This is a genomic window from Actinomycetospora chlora, assembly GCF_039542135.1.
Lineage (GTDB): Bacteria > Actinomycetota > Actinomycetes > Mycobacteriales > Pseudonocardiaceae > Actinomycetospora > Actinomycetospora chlora.
Genome location: NZ_BAABHO010000083.1, coordinates 1 through 19,700, shown reverse-complemented (window position 1 = coordinate 19,700; position 19,700 = coordinate 1). Strand labels below are relative to the sequence as shown.

Below are 19,700 nucleotides of genomic sequence, written 5' to 3'. Positions count from 1 at the left end.
CGGGGCCGCCCGCCCGGCGGCTGCCGAGCCGGCCGCGTCCCGGCGCGCCGACGGGGACCGCCGGCACGCCGGCTGACGTCGGCCGGCGCGCGGTCGGGGCGGGTCAGGCCGCCAGCCGGCGCCCGATCTCCCGCAGGCCGTCGAGGTCGTGCACGTCGGTCGACATCGCCGGCACGTCGATGATCGGCACCGCCGGGTGCGCGCGGGTGAAGCGGCCCAGCACGCGGCGCTCGCGCTCGGCGGTCTCGACGCGGTCGGCGTGGAGGCGCAGCACGGCGGCGGCCACCGAGTCGCCCCGCGCGGCCTCGAGCGTCTCGGCGCCCTCGCGGGCCCGCGCGCCCGACAGCGTCGCGTGCACGGGGTGGGTCCGGTTGAGCACGAGCCCGGCCAGCGGCATCTTCTCCGCCGACAGCCGCTCGACGAAGTAGCTCGCCTCGCGCAGCGCGTCCGGCTCCGGGGCGGCCACCACGACGAACGACGTGCCCGGTGCGCGCAGCAGCTGGTAGGTGGCGTTGGCGCGCTCCTGGAAACCGCCGAACAGCGTGTCGAACGCCTGCACGAACGCGGACGCGTCGGCGAGCATCTGCCCGCCGAGGATCGTCGAGACGGCCTTCGCGAACAGGTTGAACGTCGAGCCGACGAGCTTGCGGAACGCGTTGCCGCCGGCCCGGGCGGGCGCGGAGAGCAGGCGGATCATGCGCCCGTCGAGGAACGACGAGAGCCGCTGCGGGGCGTCGAGGAAGTCGAGCGCCGACCGCGAGGGCGGGGTGTCGACGACGACGAGGTCCCAGGCCCCGGTGGCCGTGAGCTGCCCCAGCTTCTCCATCGCCATGTACTCCTGCGTGCCGGAGAACGACGTGGAGATCGTCTGGTAGAAGGGGTTGTCGAAGATCGCCTGCGCGCGATCGGGCGTCGTGTGGCCGGCGACCATCTCGTCGAAGGTCCGGCGCATGTCGAGCATCATCGCCTGGAGCTCGCCGGTGCTGCCCGCGCTGCGCGCGAGCGCCCCGGGCACGGTGCGGGGCTCGTTGTCGAGCTCCTCGAGACCGAGCGACTGCGCGAGCCTGCGGGCCGGGTCGATGGTCAGCACCACGACGCGGCGGCCCTGCTCGGCGGCGCGCAGCGCGAGCGCCGCGGCCGTCGTCGTCTTGCCGACGCCGCCGGACCCGCAGCAGACCAGCACCTTGGTGGCGCGGTCGGCGAGCAGGCCGTCGAGGTCGAGGTGCTGGGGGCGCCCGCTCGTCTGACCGGTCCGGCTCCGATCCGCTCCGCGTCCCTGGGTTCCCCCGGCGTCGGTCGGTCCGGCCATCAGCGCACCCCCTGCTCGCGCAGCAGCTCGGCGAGCTCGTAGATCCCGCCCAGGTCGACGCCCTCGCTGAGCTCGGGCAGCTCCAGCTGCGGCAGCCCGGCGGCGTCGAGCCGCGAGCGGACCGCACCCTCGATCTGCACCCGCTCGGCGTGCTCGACGGTCTCGGCGACCAGCCCGTCGACCTCGTCGTCCTTGAGGAACAGCCCGGCGGCCTCGAGCCCGGACCGCAGCCCGGAGCCGAGCCCCGCGCCGGTGGCCGCCCCGGCGAGCGCGGTGGCCGGCAGGCGCGAGGGCCGCACCCGGTTGACCAGCACGCTGCCGACGGGCAGCCAGGCCTCGCGGATCTCGTCGACGGTGTCGAGCGTCTCCTGCACGGGGAGGTCCTCGAGCTGGGTCACGAGGTGCACCGCGGTCAGCGGCGAGTGCAGCAGCTCGACGACCCCCTCGCTCTGCGAGTGGATCGGGCCGGTGCGCGCCAGCGAGCCCATGGCCTTGGTGACGTCGAGGAACTTGACGACGCGGCCCGTGGGCGGCGCGTCCAGCACGACGGCGTCGTAGAGCGGGACGCGACCGCGCGCGCCGCGCCCCTCGCCGACGGTGCGGCCGACGCACTCCTTGACCTTCCCGGTCAGCAGCACGTCGCGCAGGCCCGGCGCAAGGGTGGTCGCGAACTCGATGGCGCCCATGCGCCGCAGCGTCCGGCCGGCCAGGCCGAGGTTGTAGAACATCTCGAGGTACTCGAGCAGCGCCGCCTCGGCGTCCACGGACAGGCCGCGCACCTCGCCGCCGTCGGGGGCGACGGCGATGCGCTGCTCGGCGTAGGGCAGCGGCGGGGTGTCGAAGACCTGCGCGATGCCCTGGCGTCCCTCGACCTCGACGAGCAGGGTGCGGCGCCCGCCCGCGGCCAGCGCGAGCGCCAGCGCCGCGGCGAGCGTCGTCTTGCCCGTGCCGCCCTTGCCGCTCACGACGTGCAGCCGGGCCTCGGCGAGGGCGGAGGGCCAACGCGGATCCGTCACGCCACCACCCTAGGCGCGCTCGGCGGGCCCCGCGGCCGGTGCGCACGGGGTGCGGGTCACAGCGGGCACGGAGGGCTTCTCTACCCTCGCCCGCATGAGTGCGGAGCGTGTGACGTGGGAGTACGCGACGGTGCCGTTGCTGACCCACGCGACCAAGCAGATCCTCGACCAGTGGGGCGAGGACGGCTGGGAGCTCGTCACCGTGCTGCCCGGCCCGACCGGTGAGCAGCACGTCGCGTACCTGAAGAAGCCGCGCGGATGAGTGACCCGACCCCGCGGGAGCGCCTGGCCGAGCTGGGCCTGGAGCTGCCCCCGGTGGCGGCGCCGAAGGGCGTCTACGTGCCCGCGCGGCGCACCGGCGACCAGGTGTGGACGTCGGGCCAGCTGCCGCTCGTCGGCGGCGAGCTGCCGGCGACCGGGCTGGTCGGGGACGGGGTCGACCCGGACGACGCCGCCGCGTACGCGCGCATCGCCGCGCTGAACGCGCTGGCCGCGATCGACGCCCTCGTCGGGCTCGAGGCCGTGGCGTCGGTGGTCAAGGTCGTCGGCTTCGTGGCGTCCGCGCCGGGGTTCGGCGGTCAGCCCCAGGTGGTCAACGGCGCGTCGGAGCTCCTGGGTGCGGTGTTCGGTCCGGCGGGCGAGCACGCCCGCTCGGCGATCGGAGTCGCGGCGCTGCCGCTGAACGCCCCGGTCGAGGTTGAGGTCGTCGTCGACCTCACGTGAGCTGGAACCGGACCCTCCCGGCACGTCGGGCGGGCGGTGGGACGGAGCGCAGGTGGAGAGAACGACCGGAGCGGGTGCCTCGGCGCCGTCGCTCGGCGAGGCCGAACGGGCGTGCCACGACGTCCTGCTGGCGATGGCGGGCCGGCTGCCGGACCGCCTGCTCTGGCGCCTGCGTGACTGGCTCTCCTGCGGCGCCCACGTCGCGCTGCGCACCGCGCTGCCCCGCGCGCTGCTGCGCCACCGCGTCGGCATCACCGAGGACGAGCGGGCCCTCCTGCGCACCGCCGTGCTGGCCTGGGGCGGTCCGGCCCGCCTCGTCGACGCCGTGCTCCACGTCGAGGCCGCACCCGAGCCGGACGCGTCGTTCCTCGGGGCCGACGGACCGGGCTGGGACGACACCGACCTCGTGCTGCGCGCCCTCGCGCCCGTGACGGGCGGCGTCACCGCCGTGCGCCGGGCCTGGCGGTCCGCCGCGGGCGGGCCGGTGCGCGGCGTGCTCGCCGCCGCCGAGCGCGGGGGCGAGGCCGCGCTGACCGGGGCGCTGCAGCGCGCCCTGCGGGCCCGCGGCGAGGCGCACCCGTGCGTCGAGGTCCTCGGACCGTCGGTGTCCCCGGCTCCCTACCACCGCGCCGCGCTCGCCGCCGCCGAGGTGCTCTGGCGGGGCGACGCCGGCCGCGTCCCGACGCCCGCGCGCGCCGGTCGCGGCGCCCCGGCCGGGGAGCTGGTGGGCCATGGCTGAGCGCGACATGACCGGCGAGGAGCGCCCCCAGGCGTTCGGGCTGCCCCGCGAGCCGGAGCCGCCCGACCGCGCCGACACCGCGGAGACGAGCCTCGCCCGCCGGCGCGCCGACGACCCGCCCCGCATCGGCCGGACGGGGTTCGACGCGCTGGACGCCGACCTCGCGGGCCTCGCCGGCGGCACCGGCGACGTCGCCAACCTGCCCCCGTGGTCGGTGCGTGACGAGCGCGCCGCGGGCACCGGGCGCCGTCCCGACCGCGACCCCGTGGCGCTCGCCGCGTGGCGCCGGGTGGCCGAGCGTCGCCGCCGCCGCGCCGCCGGCGAGGCGCTCGACGTGCCGACCGGCGACGACGCCACCGCGTTGCCGGTCGCGGCCGACGAGCCCGCCGTCGTCGAGGAGCCCGTCGTCGAGGAGCCCGCGGTCGAGCCGACCGTCGTGGAGCCGACCGTCGTGGAGCCGACCGTGGTCGAGCCGACCGTGGTGGAGCCGACCGTGGTGGAGCCGACCGACCCCGTCGAGACCCCGGCCGACGAGGCCGGCGAGCTCGTGGACGTCGAGGACGGGCCCGAGGACCACGATCCCCGGCCCGGGCCGGACCCCGAGCCGGTCCCGGCGCCGGTGGTGCGCGACCCCCGGCCCGGCCCGGCCGAGCGCCCCTCCCCGCCCCCGGCCGCCCGCGGCGAGGACGCGCGCCCGGGCGGGCGTCCCGAGCAGGGCGGCCGCCACGAGGTGCTGCTCTCGCTGGCCGGGCGGATCGACGACGACGCGCTCTCGTCGGTGCGCGAGCTGGTCGCGGTCGAGGACGAGGCCGGCGCCGCCGAGCTGCTGGCCGGGTGCCTGCTCGCGGTCGGCGCCGGGGTCACGGCGCGGGAGCACGCGGTGCTGGGCCGCTGGTTCGCGGCGTCGCGCGTGGACCCGGAGCTGATCGACGCGCTGCCCCGCGACCCGGAGGCCGACCGTCGCGACGAGCACCGCTTCACCGCGGAGCCGCCGGCGGGTCCGTCCGGCGCGGCGGGCGGGGCCGGCGACGCCGTCGCCCGTGCGGCCGGTCGCCTGCCCGGCGTGCAGCGGGTCCGCGAGTGCTGGCGCACGACCCCGGCCGGCTCCGCGCCGGGCCCGGTGCCGCACCGCGTCGTGCTCGTGGAGACCCGGTCCGCGGACGATTGCGAGCACGTCGCCCACCACGTGGCGCACGCCGCCCGCGAGCTGGGCACCGTCTCGGTCGAGGTGTTCTCCGCGGACGCCGAGCTCCCCGCCTACCACCGGGCAGCGATCCGGGCGGCCCGCCCGCTCGGCACCGGCCCGACGGCACCCGAGCCGGCCGGGACCGCGCCGGTGTGGCCGCTCGCGACGTCCCCGCGGACCCGCGGCACCGAGGAGGTGCCGCCGTTCGGCGTGCCCGCGGTGTTCGCCGACACTCCCGCGCCGACGCCGCCGGAAGCCGAGCCGGCCGAGCCGGCCGGCGAGCGCTACCGCACCGTCGCCGAGGCCGGCCGCGATCCGCTCGAGCGCCGCGCGGTCCGCCGCGGGCCCGTCGAGCCGGACCTGGCCCCGGAGCGGGTCGAGCCGCCCGCCCGGCCCGGCCCCGTGGAGCCCGAGCCCCGTCCCGAGCCGGTCGATGCCGGGCGCATCGAGCGGGTGGTGCGGACCGAGCCCCCCGAGGAGCCCGCCCCGCCGGCGGCGCCGGACGAGACCGTCGCCCCGGCCGAGCCGGCGCCGGTCGACGTCGACACCGAGGACACCGCCGAGCGGATCGCCGCGCTGTGGCGGGTGCCGCCGCCCGACGAGATCCTCTCCGACGAGCACCCGATCTCGGCGTGGACCGAGGGTCCGGTCGGCGTGACGTTCGGCGGGGACCTCCCGACCCCGGCTGACACCCCCGCCCCGGCCGACTCCGCAGCCCCGGTCGACGGCACCGGGTCCGTCGACCCCGACGCGGCGACGGGCGACATCCCGGTCGTCCGGGCGGACCCGCCGCCCGCGACGGGCCGGCGCTCCCGGCACAGCCGCGACGAGACCGGCGCGTTCCCCGTGCCGGAGGCCTCCGAGCCGGCGCCGACGAACGGTCACCACCACGGGCCGGAGGCCGGGGACGCCGTGGAGAGCCCGAACGGCCCGGACGCTCCCGCCGACACCGGCGACCTCGCGACCGGGCCGATGCCGCAGGTCGGGGTGCCGGCGGCGCCGGCGCTGTCGCCGTCGGGCCCGGACTCGTTCGACTCGCAGCTCTCCGAGCGGGAGCGCGAGCTCCTGGCCCGGCTGCACGAGGAGCTCGCCTCCCGCGAGCGCCTGGAGGCCGACGCGCCCGACCCGCTCCTGGGCCGTCCGGGGCCCTCACCGGCCCCGCCGTCCCAGGCCCCGCCGCCGTCGCGCCCCCCGGCCCCGCCCGGCTCCGAGGAGACCACGGCCCCGCGCCCGCGACCCGTCGCGCCCCCGGGACCGGGGCGCCCGCCGCAGCCCCACCCGGGCCCGGCGAGCACCAACGGCACCGGCACGAACGGCCACCACCCCGGCGTCAACGGCCACGGCCTGCCGCGTCGGAGCGGTCACGACGACGAGGACGGGACGCCGCGCGACGCCTAGGGTGCGCTGCGTGACCACCGATCTCGTCGACCTGCCTCCGCGGTTCGGGATGGACCGGCCCGCGTTCGACAGGATCGGCCGTCGCCCGCCCGGCGAGCTGCGCCTGGCGTCGACCGTGATCCTGGTCCGGGACGGCGCGGCCGGGGACAGCGCCGAGGTGTTCCTGCTCGAGCGGGCGGGCGAGATGGCGTTCGCGGGCGGGGTGTCGGTGTTCCCCGGCGGCGGGCTGGACGAGGCGGACCGCACGGCGCTGCCCGAAGGCCTCGTGGACGGGCCCGCAGCGGCGCAGGCGGCGACCACGTGGGCCACCGACGCCGAGGGCGCCGCGGCCCTGCTGGCGTGCGCGGTGCGGGAGACGTTCGAGGAGACCGGCGTGCTGCTCGCCGGCGCCCGCCCGGCCGCGGGGGCGCGCGAGCGCCTCGTCGCACGCGAGATCGGGCTGCGGGACGTGGCCGACCGGGTCGACGCCGAGCGGCTGCGGCCCTGGGCGCGCTGGATCACCCCGGAGGGCATGCCGCGCCGCTACGACACGGCGTTCTTCCTCACGACGGTCCCCGAGGGCCAGGAGCCCGACGGCGCGACCACCGAGGCCGTCGGATCGGGCTGGTGCACCCCCGCCCGGGCGCTGCGCGAGTGGGAGGACGGCCGGCGGGCCCTGATGCCGCCGACCTGGGCCGTGCTGACCGAGCTGGCGGAGGCCGGCGGCAGTGCGGCGGAGCTGCTCGCGGCGGCGGCCCGGCGACGCCCCGAGCCCGTGACCCCGCAGTTCCGTCCCGGCGACGAGCGCGTCGGGCTCGCGGTGCCGGCGCACGCGTTCGGGCACGCCGCCGGGGAGGCGTCGTGAGCGGCCGCGTCGTGCCCGGGCCGGACGCGCCGGCGCACCCGGCCTACGAGCAGCTGCGGGCGGTGACGGCGGCCGCGTCGGTGGTCCTCGCCGAGAACCCGTCGCCGATGACCCTCGACGGCACCAACAGCTGGATCCTACGCGCGCCCGGCCAGGCCGGCTGCGTGGTGGTCGACCCCGGCCCCGAGGACCCCACGCACCTCGACCGCCTCGCCGCGTGCGGGCCCGTCGAGCTGGTGCTGCTGACCCACCGCCACCTCGACCACACCGAGGCGGCCCGGTCGTTCGCCGAGCGGGTCGGGGCGCCGGTGCGGGCGCTGGACCCGACGCTGACCCTGGGCGCGGAGGGCCTGGGCGCCGGCGAGCGGCTCGCGGCCGCGGGCCTCGACCTGCGCGTGCTGGTGACACCGGGCCACACCGACGACTCGCTGTGCCTGGTGGTCGACGACGACGGCTCCGTGCTCACCGGCGACACCGTGCTCGGCTACGGCACGACCGTGCTCGGCGACTACGGCGGGGCGCTGACCGACTACCTCGACTCCCTGCGCCGCCTCGCCGACCTCCCGGACGGCACGACGCTGCTCCCCGGGCACGGCCCGGACCTGCCGGACGCGCGCGAGACCGCGGAGTACTACCTGCGCCACCGCGAGGAGCGCCTCGACCAGGTGCGCGCGGCGCTGCGCGAGCTGGGCCCGGACCCGGCCCCGCGGCAGGTCGTGGAGATCGTCTACGCGGACGTCGACCAGACGCTGTGGCCGGCCGCCGACCAGTCCGTCGCCGCCCAGCTCGACCACCTGCGGCGGGTCGGGCCGGAGTGACTAGCGGGCGCGGCGGGCCAGGCGGTCCGGCTCGAGGATGAGGACGCTCTTGCCCTCGAGGCGCAGCCAGCCGCGGGCGGCGAAGTCGGCGAGAGCCTTGTTGACCGTCTCGCGCGAGGCGCCGACAAGTTGGGCGATCTCCTCCTGGGTGAGGTCGTGGGTCACGCGCAGGAGGCCGGCCTCCTGGGACCCGAAGCGCTGCGCCAGCTGCAGCAGCGCCTTCGCGACGCGGCCGGGCACGTCGGTGAAGATCAGGTCGGCGAGCAGGTTGTTCGTGCGCCGCAGGCGGCGGGCGACCACGCGCAGGAGCTGCTCGGCGATCTCCGGACGCTGCGCGATCCACTCGCGCAGCGCGTTGCGGTCCATCGTGTAGGCGCGGACGTCGGTGACCGTGGTGGCGGTCGAGGTCCGCGGCCCCGGGTCGAAGATCGACAGCTCGCCGAACATGTCGGACGGGCCGAAGATGGAGAGCAGGTTCTCGCGACCGTCCGGTGACCGTCGGCCGATCTTCACCTTGCCGGTCGAGACGATGTAGAGCCGGTCGCCGGGCTCGCCCTCGTTGAAGATCACCGTGCCGCGCGGGAACTCCACGCGCTCGAGGGACTCCGTGAGCACCTCGATCGCGGCGGGGTCCACCCCCTGGAAGATCCCGGCCCGGGCCAGTACCTCGTCCACCGTCCGCTCCTCGCCGACTCTCGCCTCACCGCGCGCGGTCACCGGGCTCTCACCGGTGTCCCGCACTGTCTTCGTTCGCTGTGTCACCAGTCACGTGCGCCCGCAGCATAGTCACGTCATTACCCATGATCACGCCACGCCAGGCGCACGGAACTCACCGCATCGGGGTGGATCGACCGTCCTCGTGGTGGACGTTCGCCCGATCGGACCATCATAGCCGTCGGGATCCCCGCGCACTGCTGCCCAGCGTGAGCGTCAGGCCCGTTCCTTGGTCCGGCGGGCGCCGAGACCCCCGCGCTTGCCGAGGTTCCGCAGCCGGAACATCTGCAGCGCGCCGCCGATTCCCTGCCGGAACAGCGCCTTGACCTCGTCGGGCCGGGCGCGCTCGAGGAAGTCCTCGACCTCGTCCTCGCGGACCGTGCCGGACCGCAGGCGGGTCTCCAGGCGCTCCATCCCGAGCGCGAAGACCATCACCAGGAGCGGGATGAGGACGGCGAGCCAGGCGGTCATGGTCCCTGCATCGTCGCGCACGGCCCGGGGCGCTGCGCCATCGGGGTCGTCCCCGGCGTGTCGGCGCCGTGGCGTGGGGGGCGCCGGGCGGTGGGCCCGGCGGGCACGTCGGGGGCGGGTCCTACCCTGGGTGGGTGAGCAGGGCAGCCCGCGGCACGGGTGAGGAGAGCCGGCTCGCGCTCGTGCGGCGGGCGCGACGGATGCACCGCGACCTGGCGGTCGCGCACCCGGACGCCCACTGCGAGCTGGACTTCACGTCGCCGCTCGAGCTGCTCGTCGCCACGGTCCTCTCGGCGCAGACCACGGACGTCACGGTCAACAAGGTGACGCCCTACCTCTTCGCGCGCTATCCCGACGCGGCCTCGCTGGCCGGCGCGGAGCGCACCGAGCTCGAGGAGATCCTGCGCCCCACCGGCTTCTACCGCGCGAAGGCCGAGTCGGTGACCAAGCTCGGCGCGGCCCTGGTCGAGCGCTACGACGGCGTCGTCCCCGGCCGTCTCGAGGATCTCGTGACGCTGCCCGGCGTCGGGCGCAAGACGGCCAACGTCGTGCTCGGCAACGCCTTCGACGTCCCGGGCATCACCGTCGACACGCACTTCGGCCGCCTCGCCCGCCGCTTCGCGTGGACCACGTCGGAGGACCCGGTGCAGGTGGAGAAGGAGGTGGGCGAGCTCATCCCGCGCAGGGACTGGACGATGCTGTCCCACCGCATGATCTTCCACGGCCGGCGCGTCTGCCACGCCAAGAAGCCCGCGTGCGGGGCGTGCTCGCTGCGCCGTGACTGCCCGTCGGCCGGCACCGGGGAGAACGACCCGGTGAAGGCCGCCAAGCTGGTCAAGGGCCCGGAGGCCGCGCACCTGCTCGCCCTCGTCGGCCTCGAGCGGTGACGCGCGCCGAGGTCCGGGCCACGCTCGTGGTGCTCGTGCTCGTCGTCGTGGGCGTCATCGCCCTGTGGCCGCGCGGCGAGGACGCCCCCACCCCGGTCGCGGACCCGTCCGCGGTCCTCCAGCCCGCCCCCACCGCCGCGCCCGCGGGCCCGGACGACCCCGCCGACCTGGCCGCGGCACGCGCCGCGGCAGGCCTGGCCCCGTGCCCGACGCCGGCGCCGGGTGCCGCCCCGGTGGCGGCGCTGGCCGGCGTCACGCTGGACTGTCTCGGCGCGCCGGGATCCGTCGACCTCGCCGCCGCGCTCGCCGGTCGCGACACGCTGGTCAACCTGTGGGCGTCGTGGTGCGGGCCGTGCCGCGAGGAGATCCCGCCGCTGGCCGCGTACGGCGCGCAGCCCGGGGCGGTCGCGGTCCTCGGCGTCGACGCCGCCGACCGCTCGACCGACGCGCTCGGGCTGCTGCAGGGACTCGGCGCGCGCTACCCCTCGGTGAGCGACCCGGCCCAGGTCGTCGGCCCGAAGGTCGGCGCCCCGCCGATCCTGCCGGTGAGCGTGCTCGTGCGGGCCGACGGCCGCGTCGTCGACATCCCGCCGCAGGTGCTGCGGACCCCCGAGCAGGTCCGGGCCGCCGTGGACGCGGCGCGGGGGGCCGCCTGATGGGGGCGCCCGAGCGCGACGACGCCGACACCTGCCGCCCGGACGAGGCCCCGGCCTGGCTGGCGCCGCTGGTGGAGGCGTGCCGGCACCTGGGCCCCGACGACGTCCCGTTCCGCCGCCGCCCCGGGTCCGGCGGGCGGCGCGCCGCGGTGCTCATGCTCTTCGTCGACGCCGGGGACGGCCCCGAGCTGCTGCTCACCGAGCGGGCCGCGGAGATGCGCGCGCACGCCGGGCAGGCGGCGTTCCCCGGCGGGGCGATCGACCCCGAGGACACCGGGCCGGTCGCCGCCGCGCTGCGCGAGGCGCAGGAGGAGACGGGGCTCGACCCCGACGGCGTCGTCCCGCTGCTGACCCTCCCGCCGCTGACCATCCCCGTCACCGGGTTCGCCGTGACGCCCGTGCTCGCGCACTGGGAGCGCCCGGTGCCGGTGCACGTCGTCGACCCCGGCGAGACGGCCGCGGTGGTCCGGGTCCCGGTGGCCGCGCTGGCCGATCCGGCGGCCCGGTTCCGCGTCACGGGGCCCTCGGGCTACGTGGGTCCCGCGTTCGCCGCAGGGGGACTGCTCGTCTGGGGCTTCACGGCCGGTCTGGTGGACTGGATGCTCACCCTGGGCGGGTGGGCGAGACCCTGGGACGGTTCCGACGTGCGTGACCTCGACGAGGTGTGGGCGCAGCGGCACGACCTGAGCAGCGCGCGCCCCGCGCCGACCCGGCCCGATGCGGCCGCCGAAGGAGGTCCGGTCCGGTGAGCTGGGTCGACATCGTGGTCGTGCTGCTCGCGATCGCGGCGGGCATCTCGGGCTGGCGCCACGGTCTCGCCGTCGCCGCGCTGAGCTTCCTCGGGGTGCTCGGCGGGGCGCTGCTGGGCCTCAAGATCGCGCCCGCCGTCGTCGAGGCGTTCGAGGGCACGACGTCCAAGATCGTGGTCAGCGTCCTCATCGTCGTGGCGCTGGTCGCGCTCGGCGAGACCCTGGGCGTCTACCTGGGCCGCGCGCTGCGCGACCGGATGCGCCTGCCCGCGGTGCGCACCGTCGACTCGTTCTTCGGCTCGATCCTGCAGGCCATCACCGCGCTGATCGTCGCCTGGCTGATCGCGCTGCCGCTCGCCGGCTCCTCGCAGACCGCCCTGGCCTCCGCGCTGCGCGACTCCCGCGTGCTGGCCGGCGTCGACACGGTGATGCCGGACCCGCTGCGCCAGCTGCCCAACGAGCTGCGGGCGCTGTTCGACGCCTCGGGCTTCCCGGACGTCCTGAGCCCGTTCTCGTCCACGCCGATCGCCGAGGTCCCCCCGCCCGAGCAGGCACTCGTCGAGGACCCGGTGGTGCAGCAGGCGCGGGCGAGCGTGCTCAAGGTCCGCGGCCGGGCGCCGTCGTGCCAGCGCGCGCTCGAGGGCACCGGGTTCGTCATCGGCGAGGACCGCGTGATGACCAACGCCCACGTCGTGGCGGGGACCGACGAGGTGTCGGTGGAGGTCCCGACCTCCGACGGCGACTCCCGCACCCGCGCCGCCCGCGTCGTCTACTACGACGACGAGGTCGACGTCGCGGTCCTCGCGGTGCCGGGGCTGGACGCCACGCCGCTGCAGTTCGACTTCGCCGGCGCCCGGACCGGCGACAACGCCGTCGCACTGGGCTATCCCCTCGACGGGCCGTTCTCGTCCTCGCCGGCGAAGGTGCGCCAGCGCATCCAGCTGCGCGGCCCGAACATCTACGAGAGCGAGACCGTCACCCGCGACGTCTACACGATCCGCGGGCAGGTGCGGTCGGGGAACTCCGGCGGCCCGCTCGTCGACCCCCAGGGCCGGGTGATCGGCGTCGTCTTCGGCGCCGCCGTCGACCAGGGCGACACGGGTTTCGTCCTCACGGCCGACCAGGTCCGACCGGCCCTCGACGCCTCCCCGGCGGCCACCGGCCGCGTCAGTACCGGCTCCTGCGCCGCCTGAGTGCGAGCAACGCGGCATTCCTGGCGTCCCACGCCAGGATCGCCACATCCTCGCCGAGACGACACGCGGGGCGTGCCAGCCTGGCGTCCACGCTGACACTGGGTGTCAGTAAATCCGCCACGATCACCGTCGACGACTCGACAGGCGCAGGGCGGCCATGACCGGCACCGCGACGAGCAGCGCCGCGCCCGCCGGGTGGTGCGCGCGGGCACCGGCGAGGTCCAGCCGCGACGCGCGGCCGATCGAGCGGGTGAGCCCGCACGCGGGACAGGACCGGCGTGTCAGCAGGCGGTACGGGCAGACCGTCGGCCCGCGGCGCCCGCCCGCCACGGCGGCGACCCCGACGTAGGCGGCGGCGACCCCGATCACGCGGTCGAGGGAGCTCATCGCCCCGAGCGGGACGCGGTGACCGAGCGCGCGTAGTTGACCATGTCCTGGTAGCGGGCCATGTCGTACGGCGAGGTCACGGGCAGTTGCGTCGCGTGGAAGAAGCCCGGCCCCTGCACACCCACCTGCGCCCACCCCGTCGTGCGCTCCTCCTTGACGAGCAGGAACAGCAGACCCAGGAGGCAGAACACGGCGAACACGATCGCCAGCACGATCGCCCACGTCGGGATCTCCGACGTCGTCCGGGACTGGTCGGTGAGCGTCCAGTAGACCTGCCCGACGGGCACCCGGCCCTGCGGCGAGAGGACGTACTCCGACGTCACGCTGATGTCGCCGATGGTGACGAGCACGGGGTCGGGCGCGTACCCGCCCGGGTCCGGGGTCATCGGTCCTCCTTCTCGCGGCGTGCGGGCCGGGTCACCACGGTGCTGTCAGGGAGCGTCGAGGAAGTCCAGCAGGGCGTCGGTGACGTGCCGGGGTGCCTCCTGGTGCGGGAAGTGCCCGACGCCGTCGAGGGTGCGGTGGTCGTGCCCCGCGTCGCACCACCGCGCCGAGGCGCGCGCGACGCGGTCGGGCACCCACGGGTCGTCCGCGCCGTGCACCTGCAGCACGGGCACGGTGACGCGCCGGTCCATCGCGGCCGCGTAGCGCGCCCCGTCGGGGCGGAACTGCGAGCGCACGCACCACCGGAACCCCTCGAGCGCCGTGTGCGACACGCGCGGCAGCAGCATCGCGGCACGGTGGTGGTCGGCCACCTCGGCGAACTCCGGGGCCGCGACCCATCCCGGTCCCGAGCCGTCACGCAGGAGCTCGGCCACCCACGCCGCGGCGTCGCGTCGGACGCGTCGTTCGGGCAGCCGCGGCACCTGGACCGACGCCGCGGCCCGCACCACCGGCGACCACGGCCGGCGGCGGGCGGCGTCGCGCAGGGCACGCGGGTGCGGTGCGGCGACGACGGCGAGGCGGCGAACCGCCCCGGGTTGCAGCGTCGCGATCGTCCACCCGACGGCCCCGCCCCAGCCCGCCCCGACGATCGCGGCCTCCCGCGCCCCCAGCGAGCGCACGAGACCGGCGGCGTCACCGGCGAGGGTCCACAGGTCGTAGCCGCGGGGCGGGCGGTCGGAGTCGCCGTAGCCGCGCAGGTCGGCGGCGGCGACGCGGTAACCCGCGGCCGCCAGGGCCGGGATCTGGTGGCGCCAGGCCCACCAGAAGCCCGGGAACCCGTGCAGGAGCAGGACGAGCGGCCCCGACTCGGGCCCGGCCTGCGCGACGTGGAGCTGCACGCCGTTGGCCGAGACGGTGCGGTGCGTCCAGGGCCCCGCGATGTCGGCGGCGGACCCGGAGGTCACACCGGGGACGGTGCTCAGGCGGCGTCGGAGCGGCCGCGGCTGAAGACCGCCACCGACTCCTTGGCGCTCTCGATGGTCCGCTCCGGCGCCTTGATCTTGCGGACCTTGAGGTAGCCGAGGAGGCCCATCAGCCCCGCGAAGAGGATCATGAGGCCGAAGGTGACCGCGTAGCCCGCCCACTGCTGGCTCGGCCAGATCAGGTTGAACGCCTCGGACACGGCGATGAACAGGAAGAACAGGCTGAAGAGCGCGACGACGCCGGCGACGACGAAGAAGACGCTGCCCTGCACCCCCTTCTTGACCTCGGCGGTGATCTCGGTCTTGGCCAGCTCCACCTCGGCCCGCACGAGGGTCGAGACGTGGGTCGTGACCTCCTTGACCAGCGAGCCGACGGAGGCGTCGCCCTCCTGGCGCACCGGCTCGCGGTTGAGGGGGATCGACGGCACGACCGGCGGGGTGGACGAGCCGCTGCTGGGCTGCTCGGGGCGGGTCACGGGCGCTCCTGGCGGGGGTCGGTCGCTCGGTTCGGGCTCGGCGAGCGGTGCTGAGGTCGGACATCGTGCCACGTCATCGGCGGTCCGCCGCGCGGCCCGCTGATCGGCGTCGGTCTTCCCCGTGACCGCCGTCCGTACTCCGGACGTTCCCCCGAGAGGGTCACTCGGTGCCCGGACGCCGCCGGAGCGCCTTGACCGCTCCTTGACGGCGCTTGGTCTCGAGCCGGCGCCGACGTGCCGACCGGGACGGCGCGGTGGGCCGCCGGTCGGGCGGGTCAGGGGCAAGGGCGTCGCGCAGGAGCGCGGCGAGGCGCATCCGGGCGGACCGCCGGTTGCGGCGCTGGGACCGGTCGTCGGCGGCGACGACGGTCAGGACGCCGTCGTGCAGACGGTCGCGGAGGCGGTCGAGCAGCCGCGCGCGGTCGGTGTCACGCAGCGCGGCGTGCCGGAGGTCCACCGAGAGCTCGACGCGTGAGTCGGTGGTGTTGACGCCCTGCCCACCCGGACCGCCGGCCCGCGAGAAACGCCAGTGCAGGTCGGCGGCCGACAGCACGACGTCGCGGGTGACCACGAGGTCACCCGCGACGTCGTCGCCGTCGGTCGGCACCCGGTCAGGGTGCCCGCTCAGCTGCGGGGGCCCACCGGCAGCACGGTGCGGCCCCAGGTGGCGTTGGTGACCACCGCGGCCGACGCGTACCAGGCGATCAGGGCGCTGAGGATGCCGACGAACCCGCCGATGGTGGCGATCGTCGACGCGCCGGCCAGGTCGCCGATCGCGAGCAGGGCGAACGTGAGGAACAGGGTGGCGAAGACGCCGACGAGCGCGCCCGTGGTGCGCAGCGAGGCGACGAGCATGTAGAGGGTGAACAGCGCCCAGCCGACGAGGAAGATGCCGGTGGCGGTCTTCACGTCGGTCTCGGTGACGCCGGAGGCCTCGAGCTTCGGCTCGATGAACTGCACGTAGGCCGCGAACGCCAGCCAGAACGCGCCGTAGGAGCTGAACGCCGTCGCGCCGAAGGTGTTGCCCTTGCGGAACTCCCACATCCCGGCGAGGAACTGGGCGATGCCGCCGTAGAAGAGCGCGAGGGGCAGCACGATGGGCTCGAGGGCCTCGGGGGCGAGCCCGGCGTTGAAGAGGCTGAGGACGAAGGTCGTGAGGGCGAACGCGGCCAGACCCAACGGCCCGGGGTCGGCGATGCCGGCTCCAGGGGCCGCGTCCTGCTTCGGGGCGCGTTCGGAGGGGCTCTCCCGGGGCGTCTCGATGGTGCTCGACATGCTCGCTCCTCTGCTTGCCTCGGCCACCCGACGATGGGTGACGCCGCTCACGGTCGTGCCGTAGTTCCCCGCGAGTAACGGAATTGATGCACTCCGTGTTGGCCTGATCGGTCCAGTGGTCGACGGGTTGTGGACGTCCGTTCGGAGGTGCGCGGCGGAGTCCGGTTCGTCCTGCGACGATCCCCGCCCGTGGCCGACCCGCTCGAACCCCTGACCCGCCTGCCCGGTGTCGCCGCGGACGCCGACGCCGTCCGCGAGGCGCTCACCCGGGTGCACAACCACCGCGCGAACCGACGGGGCTGGCCGGCGACGTCGGCCGAGGCCGCCCTCCGGGCCGCGCGCGCGTCGGCGAGCCTGGACGGGGGCGCCGCGGAGCTGCCCGCGTCGGGGCCGGTGACCGATCCCGTCCTCGCCGGCGCGCTGCGGGTGGCCGACGCGCTCGCCGGCCTGCAGCCGGCCTGGCGGTCCGCCCCGGGGCAGGCCCTCGCCCGTCTGCACGTGCTCGCCGCCGCCGACCTGCCCGGCGTCGGCGACGACGACCTCGGACGCCCGCGCCGAGACCCCGGCGTCGGGGAGCGCCTCGACGCCCTCGCCGGGCTGGTCACCGGCGGCACGTCGGTGCCCGCCCCGGTGCTCGTCGCCGTCGTCCACGGCGAGCTGCTGGCCCTGGCGCCCTTCCCGACGGCGACCGGCGTCGTCGCCCGCGCCGCGGCGCGCCTGACGGCCGTCGCCACCGGCCTCGACCCACGCGGGCTCGCCGTGCCGGAGGTCGGGCACTACCGCGCGGCCGACGAGTACCGCGCGGCCGCCGCGGCCTTCGCGACCGGGGAGGTCGAGGGCCTGGGCCGCTGGTTCGCGCACTGCGCCCAGGCGTGGCAGGTCGGCGCGCGCGAGGGGCTGGGCATCGCGGAGGCCGCCGCCGCGTAGGCGACCGGGCGCTCCGGCTGGAGCGTTCGGCCGTGCACGGGTCGCGGCGTCGCCGACCTCCGTCCCCACCCCCTCCGGTTGTCCCCAGCGCCGCGTCCGGTGCTCCCGCTCCTCCCGCCCGCCCCGGCACCGTCCCTCCTGCCGGCGGGGTGCGCCGGGACGAGGAGGAGGCCGGGATGGCGACGACGGCGGCCAGGGGCGGGACGGCGCGACGCGTCGTGGTGGTGACCGACGACGAGGAGCTGCTCGACGATGTCGTGCGGCTCGCGGCCGCCGCCGAGGTCGAGCTGGAACGCGTGCCGGACGCGGCCGGACTGCGGCGACGGTGGCACGCGGCCGCCCTGGTCCTGCTCGACGAGGACGCCGCGCGCTCCGTCGCGCCGTGGCGGCCCGGGCGCCGCGACGGGGTCGTGCTGCTCTGCCGCGGCGAGCCGCCGGGATCGCTGTGGGAACGCGCGGTGGCCGTGGGCGCGGAGCACGTCGTGTCGTTGCCCGACGGGGAGGACTGGCTGGTCCGCACGCTCGCCGAGGCGGGCCCGGTCGCGACGCCCGCCGGCGCGGGCCCGGGCCGGGTGGTGGCGGTCGTCGGTGGCCGGGGCGGGGCGGGCGCCTCCGTGCTCGCCGTGGCCGTCGCGTGCCACGCGCGGAGCCGGGACACCCGCGTCCTGCTCGTCGACTGCGACCCGCTGGGTGGCGGCCTCGACCTCGTCGCGGGCGCCGAGGAGCTGGAGGGCCTCCGGTGGAGCGGGCTCGCGCTGGGCGGCGGCGGTGGGGGACGGGTGTCCGTCGAGTCCCTGCACGAGGCGCTGCCCTCGCCCGACGGGATGCTCACCGTCCTCGCCTGCGACCGCGCCGGCTCCGGCCCGGAGCCCGACGCCGCGGTGGCGGTGGTCGAGGCCGGGCGGCGGGCCGGGGAGGTCGTCGTTTGCGACCTCCCCCGCCAGCCCACGGACGCGGCGCTCGCCGTGGCGGACGCCGCCGACCTGCTCGTCGTGGTCCTGCCCGCCGAGGTCCGGGCCGTCGCCGCGACGGCGCGCGTGGTCGAGCCGTACGTCGAGCGCGGGGTGCCGCTGCGGCTCGTCGTGCGCGGGCCCGCGCCCGGCGGCCTCGACGCCGAGGACGTCGCGCACGCCCTCGGTCTCGAGGTCCTCGTGTCCGTCCCGCCCGAGCCGGGCATCGCCGCGTCGCTCGACCGCGGGAAGCTCCCGGGGGTCCGGCGCGGCCCGCTGCAGGACGCCGCGGCCGCCGTCCTCGACGCGCTCGACGTCGCGACCGACCCGGGACGGGCGGCGTGACCGCCTCCCCCGACGCGCCGGCCGAGCTGGTCGACCGCGTCCGGACGCGACTGGTGAGCACCGGGGGCGGGGCCGGGGTGGGCGACCTCGCGGCGGCGGTGCGGGCGGAGGCCCGCGGCGTGGTCGGCGACGCCGACGTGCTCGCCGCCGTGCGGGGCCTGCAGCGCGAGCTGGTCGGCGCGGGCCCGCTCGAGCCCCTGCTGCGGGAGGCCGGCACGTCCGACGTCCTGGTCACCGCCCCCGACGCGGTGTGGGTCGATCGCGGCGCCGGGCTGGAGCGCACGGCCGTGACCTTCCCCGACGAGGACGCCGTGCGGCGCCTGGCGCAGCGGCTCGCGAGCGCGGCGGGGCGCCGGCTCGACGACGCCAGCCCCTACGTCGACGCCCGCCTGCCGGGCTCGGGGGTCCGGCTGCACGCCGTCCTCGCGCCCGTCGCGGCCGACGGCACGTGCGTGTCGCTGCGGGTACTGCGCCCGGCGCGTCACGACCTCGCGGCGCTGACGGCCTCCGGCACGGTCGACGCCGGGGGTGCGGCGCTGCTGCGGGCGATCGTCGCGGCGCGGCTGGCGTTCCTCGTCGTGGGGGGCACCGGCAGCGGGAAGACGACCCTGCTGGCCGCCCTGCTGGGCGAGGTGGCGGCCGCCGAGCGCCTGATCCTCGTCGAGGACGCCCAGGAGCTGGCGCCGTCGCACCCGCACGTGGTGCGCCTGGTCGCCCGGCCCGCGAACGTCGAGGGCGCCGGGCAGGTGGTCCTGCGCGACCTCGTGCGCCAGGCCCTGCGGATGCGCCCGGACCGGCTGGTCGTGGGCGAGGTCCGCGGCGCCGAGGTGGTCGAGCTGCTGGCCGCGCTGAACACCGGGCACGACGGCGGTGCGGGCACGGTCCACGCCAACGCGCCCCGCGAGGTCCCCGCCCGCCTCGAGGCGCTCGCCGCGCTCGGCGGCCTGGGCTCCGCGGCGCTGCACAGCCAGCTCGCCGCGGCGGTGCAGGTGGTCCTGCAGGTCCGTCGCGCCCGGGACGGCTCGCGCGCGCTGGAGGCGGTCGGGGTCCTGCGCCGCCGCGAGGGCGTCGGCGAGGTGGTCGTCGTGCCGGCGTGGACGCGCACGGACGGCTGGGCCCTGGGCCGCGCCGACCTGGCGGCGATGCTGCGCGAGCGCGGGGTCGTGCCGCCGTGGGACGACGAGCCCGGTCCCGGCGCCGACCCGCCCGCCGCAGGCGCCCCGCCGCGCGCGGTGGCGCTCGCAAGTCGGATCGTAGCCATGTCGTTCTG

At 77.1% G+C, this 19,700-nt stretch carries 22 protein-coding genes; 12 read left to right on the top strand and 10 right to left on the bottom strand.

Annotation, left to right across the window (positions count from 1 at the left end; all coding sequences use genetic code 11):
* Nucleotides 1-103: 103 nt before the first annotated feature.
* Together bagB and bagA are read right to left on the bottom strand one after the other, a co-directional pair.
* Nucleotides 104-1,309, bottom strand: coding sequence for an ATPase BagB (gene bagB / locus ABD994_RS29730; protein ID WP_345424760.1), 1,206 nt, complete (start codon nucleotides 1,307-1,309; stop codon nucleotides 104-106).
* Nucleotides 1,309-2,325 carry an ATPase BagA gene (gene bagA / locus ABD994_RS29725; RefSeq protein ID WP_345424756.1) on the bottom strand — a complete coding sequence of 339 codons (1,017 nt, stop codon included), beginning with the start codon at nucleotides 2,323-2,325 and terminating at the stop codon, nucleotides 1,309-1,311. Before bagA ends, bagB begins: the two co-directional genes overlap by 1 nt.
* A 94-nt stretch (nucleotides 2,326-2,419) precedes the next feature.
* Between bagA and sp36 the strand changes: the two genes are divergently transcribed.
* From sp36 to ABD994_RS29695, 6 genes are read left to right on the top strand one after another with little or no spacing between them, the layout of a single operon-like run.
* Nucleotides 2,420-2,587, top strand: coding sequence for a Sp36 family protein (gene sp36, locus ABD994_RS29720; protein WP_345424753.1), 168 nt, complete (start codon nucleotides 2,420-2,422; stop codon nucleotides 2,585-2,587).
* On the top strand, nucleotides 2,584-3,048 hold the full coding sequence (locus ABD994_RS29715; protein ID WP_345424750.1) for a RidA family protein: 465 nt from the start codon (nucleotides 2,584-2,586) through the stop codon (nucleotides 3,046-3,048). Before sp36 ends, ABD994_RS29715 begins: the two co-directional genes overlap by 4 nt.
* Before the next feature lie 52 nt (nucleotides 3,049-3,100).
* Nucleotides 3,101-3,787: a hypothetical protein gene (locus ABD994_RS29710; protein ID WP_345424747.1), complete on the top strand. Its 687-nt coding sequence runs from the start codon at nucleotides 3,101-3,103 to the stop codon at nucleotides 3,785-3,787.
* Nucleotides 3,780-6,371 (top strand): hypothetical protein, encoded by a 2,592-nt coding sequence (locus tag ABD994_RS29705; RefSeq protein ID WP_345424744.1) that lies wholly within the window; start codon nucleotides 3,780-3,782, stop codon nucleotides 6,369-6,371. The genes ABD994_RS29710 and ABD994_RS29705 overlap by 8 nt, the downstream gene beginning before the upstream one ends.
* Nucleotides 6,372-6,381: 10 nt before the next feature.
* Entirely contained in the window at nucleotides 6,382-7,215 is an 834-nt protein-coding gene (locus ABD994_RS29700; RefSeq protein WP_345424741.1) for an NUDIX hydrolase, read from the top strand.
* On the top strand, nucleotides 7,212-8,033 hold the full coding sequence (locus ABD994_RS29695; protein WP_345424738.1) for an MBL fold metallo-hydrolase: 822 nt from the start codon (nucleotides 7,212-7,214) through the stop codon (nucleotides 8,031-8,033). The genes ABD994_RS29700 and ABD994_RS29695 overlap by 4 nt, the downstream gene beginning before the upstream one ends.
* Here ABD994_RS29695 and ABD994_RS29690 read toward each other — a convergent pair whose 3' ends face one another.
* Nucleotides 8,034-8,708, bottom strand: coding sequence for a Crp/Fnr family transcriptional regulator (locus tag ABD994_RS29690; RefSeq protein WP_116708603.1), 675 nt, complete (start codon nucleotides 8,706-8,708; stop codon nucleotides 8,034-8,036).
* A gap of 255 nt (nucleotides 8,709-8,963) precedes the next feature.
* The gene (locus ABD994_RS29685) at nucleotides 8,964-9,218 is read right to left on the bottom strand and encodes a hypothetical protein (protein ID WP_345424736.1); all 255 of its coding nucleotides are present in this window, start codon (nucleotides 9,216-9,218) and stop codon (nucleotides 8,964-8,966) included.
* A 200-nt stretch (nucleotides 9,219-9,418) separates the two neighbouring features.
* Between ABD994_RS29685 and nth the strand changes: the two genes are divergently transcribed.
* The 4 genes from nth to ABD994_RS29665 are packed head-to-tail and all read left to right on the top strand — an operon-like array spanning nucleotide 9,419 to nucleotide 12,703.
* Nucleotides 9,419-10,105, top strand: a complete 687-nt coding sequence (nth, locus tag ABD994_RS29680) for an endonuclease III (protein ID WP_345424763.1) — start codon at nucleotides 9,419-9,421, stop codon at nucleotides 10,103-10,105.
* The gene (locus tag ABD994_RS29675; RefSeq protein WP_345424733.1) at nucleotides 10,102-10,761 is read left to right on the top strand and encodes a TlpA family protein disulfide reductase; all 660 of its coding nucleotides are present in this window, start codon (nucleotides 10,102-10,104) and stop codon (nucleotides 10,759-10,761) included. The genes nth and ABD994_RS29675 overlap by 4 nt, the downstream gene beginning before the upstream one ends.
* Nucleotides 10,761-11,510: an NUDIX hydrolase gene (locus ABD994_RS29670; RefSeq protein WP_345424730.1), complete on the top strand. Its 750-nt coding sequence runs from the start codon at nucleotides 10,761-10,763 to the stop codon at nucleotides 11,508-11,510. Before ABD994_RS29675 ends, ABD994_RS29670 begins: the two co-directional genes overlap by 1 nt.
* Nucleotides 11,507-12,703, top strand: a complete 1,197-nt coding sequence (locus tag ABD994_RS29665; RefSeq protein ID WP_345424727.1) for a MarP family serine protease — start codon at nucleotides 11,507-11,509, stop codon at nucleotides 12,701-12,703. Before ABD994_RS29670 ends, ABD994_RS29665 begins: the two co-directional genes overlap by 4 nt.
* A gap of 123 nt (nucleotides 12,704-12,826) precedes the next feature.
* Here ABD994_RS29665 and ABD994_RS29660 read toward each other — a convergent pair whose 3' ends face one another.
* From ABD994_RS29660 to ABD994_RS29635, 6 genes are all read right to left on the bottom strand, one after another.
* Nucleotides 12,827-13,090 (bottom strand): DUF2752 domain-containing protein, encoded by a 264-nt coding sequence (locus ABD994_RS29660; RefSeq protein ID WP_345424724.1) that lies wholly within the window; start codon nucleotides 13,088-13,090, stop codon nucleotides 12,827-12,829.
* Nucleotides 13,087-13,476: a hypothetical protein gene (locus ABD994_RS29655; protein ID WP_345424721.1), complete on the bottom strand. Its 390-nt coding sequence runs from the start codon at nucleotides 13,474-13,476 to the stop codon at nucleotides 13,087-13,089. Before ABD994_RS29655 ends, ABD994_RS29660 begins: the two co-directional genes overlap by 4 nt.
* 45 nt (nucleotides 13,477-13,521) lie before the next feature.
* Nucleotides 13,522-14,439, bottom strand: coding sequence for an alpha/beta fold hydrolase (locus ABD994_RS29650; RefSeq protein ID WP_345424718.1), 918 nt, complete (start codon nucleotides 14,437-14,439; stop codon nucleotides 13,522-13,524).
* Between the two features lie 14 nt (nucleotides 14,440-14,453).
* Nucleotides 14,454-14,933: a phage holin family protein gene (locus ABD994_RS29645; protein ID WP_345424715.1), complete on the bottom strand. Its 480-nt coding sequence runs from the start codon at nucleotides 14,931-14,933 to the stop codon at nucleotides 14,454-14,456.
* 160 nt (nucleotides 14,934-15,093) lie between these two features.
* Nucleotides 15,094-15,540: an alternative ribosome rescue aminoacyl-tRNA hydrolase ArfB gene (gene arfB / locus ABD994_RS29640; protein WP_345424712.1), complete on the bottom strand. Its 447-nt coding sequence runs from the start codon at nucleotides 15,538-15,540 to the stop codon at nucleotides 15,094-15,096.
* A 17-nt stretch (nucleotides 15,541-15,557) separates the two neighbouring features.
* Nucleotides 15,558-16,208, bottom strand: coding sequence for an acetate uptake transporter (locus ABD994_RS29635; protein WP_345424710.1), 651 nt, complete (start codon nucleotides 16,206-16,208; stop codon nucleotides 15,558-15,560).
* 189 nt (nucleotides 16,209-16,397) lie between these two features.
* On the opposite strand from ABD994_RS29635, the gene ABD994_RS29630 reads away from it, so the two are divergent.
* Both ABD994_RS29630 and ssd read left to right on the top strand, forming a co-directional pair.
* Nucleotides 16,398-17,135 carry an oxidoreductase gene (locus ABD994_RS29630; RefSeq protein ID WP_345424707.1) on the top strand — a complete coding sequence of 246 codons (738 nt, stop codon included), beginning with the start codon at nucleotides 16,398-16,400 and terminating at the stop codon, nucleotides 17,133-17,135.
* A gap of 176 nt (nucleotides 17,136-17,311) precedes the next feature.
* Nucleotides 17,312-18,430, top strand: a complete 1,119-nt coding sequence (gene ssd / locus ABD994_RS29625; protein ID WP_345424704.1) for a septum site-determining protein Ssd — start codon at nucleotides 17,312-17,314, stop codon at nucleotides 18,428-18,430.
* Nucleotides 18,431-19,700: the final 1,270 nt, after the last annotated feature.

What these genes read in the sequence shown, in the direction of transcription:
- ABD994_RS29635 (WP_345424710.1), bottom strand. Translation starts at nt 16,208, where the DNA reads ATGTCGAGCACCATCGAGACGCCCCGGGAGAGCCCCTCCGAACGCGCC.
- ABD994_RS29660 (WP_345424724.1), bottom strand. Translation starts at nt 13,090, where the DNA reads ATGAGCTCCCTCGACCGCGTGATCGGGGTCGCCGCCGCCTACGTCGGG.
- bagB (WP_345424760.1), bottom strand. Translation starts at nt 1,309, where the DNA reads ATGGCCGGACCGACCGACGCCGGGGGAACCCAGGGACGCGGAGCGGAT.
- ABD994_RS29685 (WP_345424736.1), bottom strand. Translation starts at nt 9,218, where the DNA reads ATGACCGCCTGGCTCGCCGTCCTCATCCCGCTCCTGGTGATGGTCTTC.
- ABD994_RS29715 (WP_345424750.1), top strand. Translation starts at nt 2,584, where the DNA reads ATGAGTGACCCGACCCCGCGGGAGCGCCTGGCCGAGCTGGGCCTGGAG.
- ABD994_RS29655 (WP_345424721.1), bottom strand. Translation starts at nt 13,476, where the DNA reads ATGACCCCGGACCCGGGCGGGTACGCGCCCGACCCCGTGCTCGTCACC.
- ABD994_RS29705 (WP_345424744.1), top strand. Translation starts at nt 3,780, where the DNA reads ATGGCTGAGCGCGACATGACCGGCGAGGAGCGCCCCCAGGCGTTCGGG.
- ssd (WP_345424704.1), top strand. Translation starts at nt 17,312, where the DNA reads ATGGCGACGACGGCGGCCAGGGGCGGGACGGCGCGACGCGTCGTGGTG.
- ABD994_RS29670 (WP_345424730.1), top strand. Translation starts at nt 10,761, where the DNA reads ATGGGGGCGCCCGAGCGCGACGACGCCGACACCTGCCGCCCGGACGAG.
- sp36 (WP_345424753.1), top strand. Translation starts at nt 2,420, where the DNA reads ATGAGTGCGGAGCGTGTGACGTGGGAGTACGCGACGGTGCCGTTGCTG.
- nth (WP_345424763.1), top strand. Translation starts at nt 9,419, where the DNA reads ATGCACCGCGACCTGGCGGTCGCGCACCCGGACGCCCACTGCGAGCTG.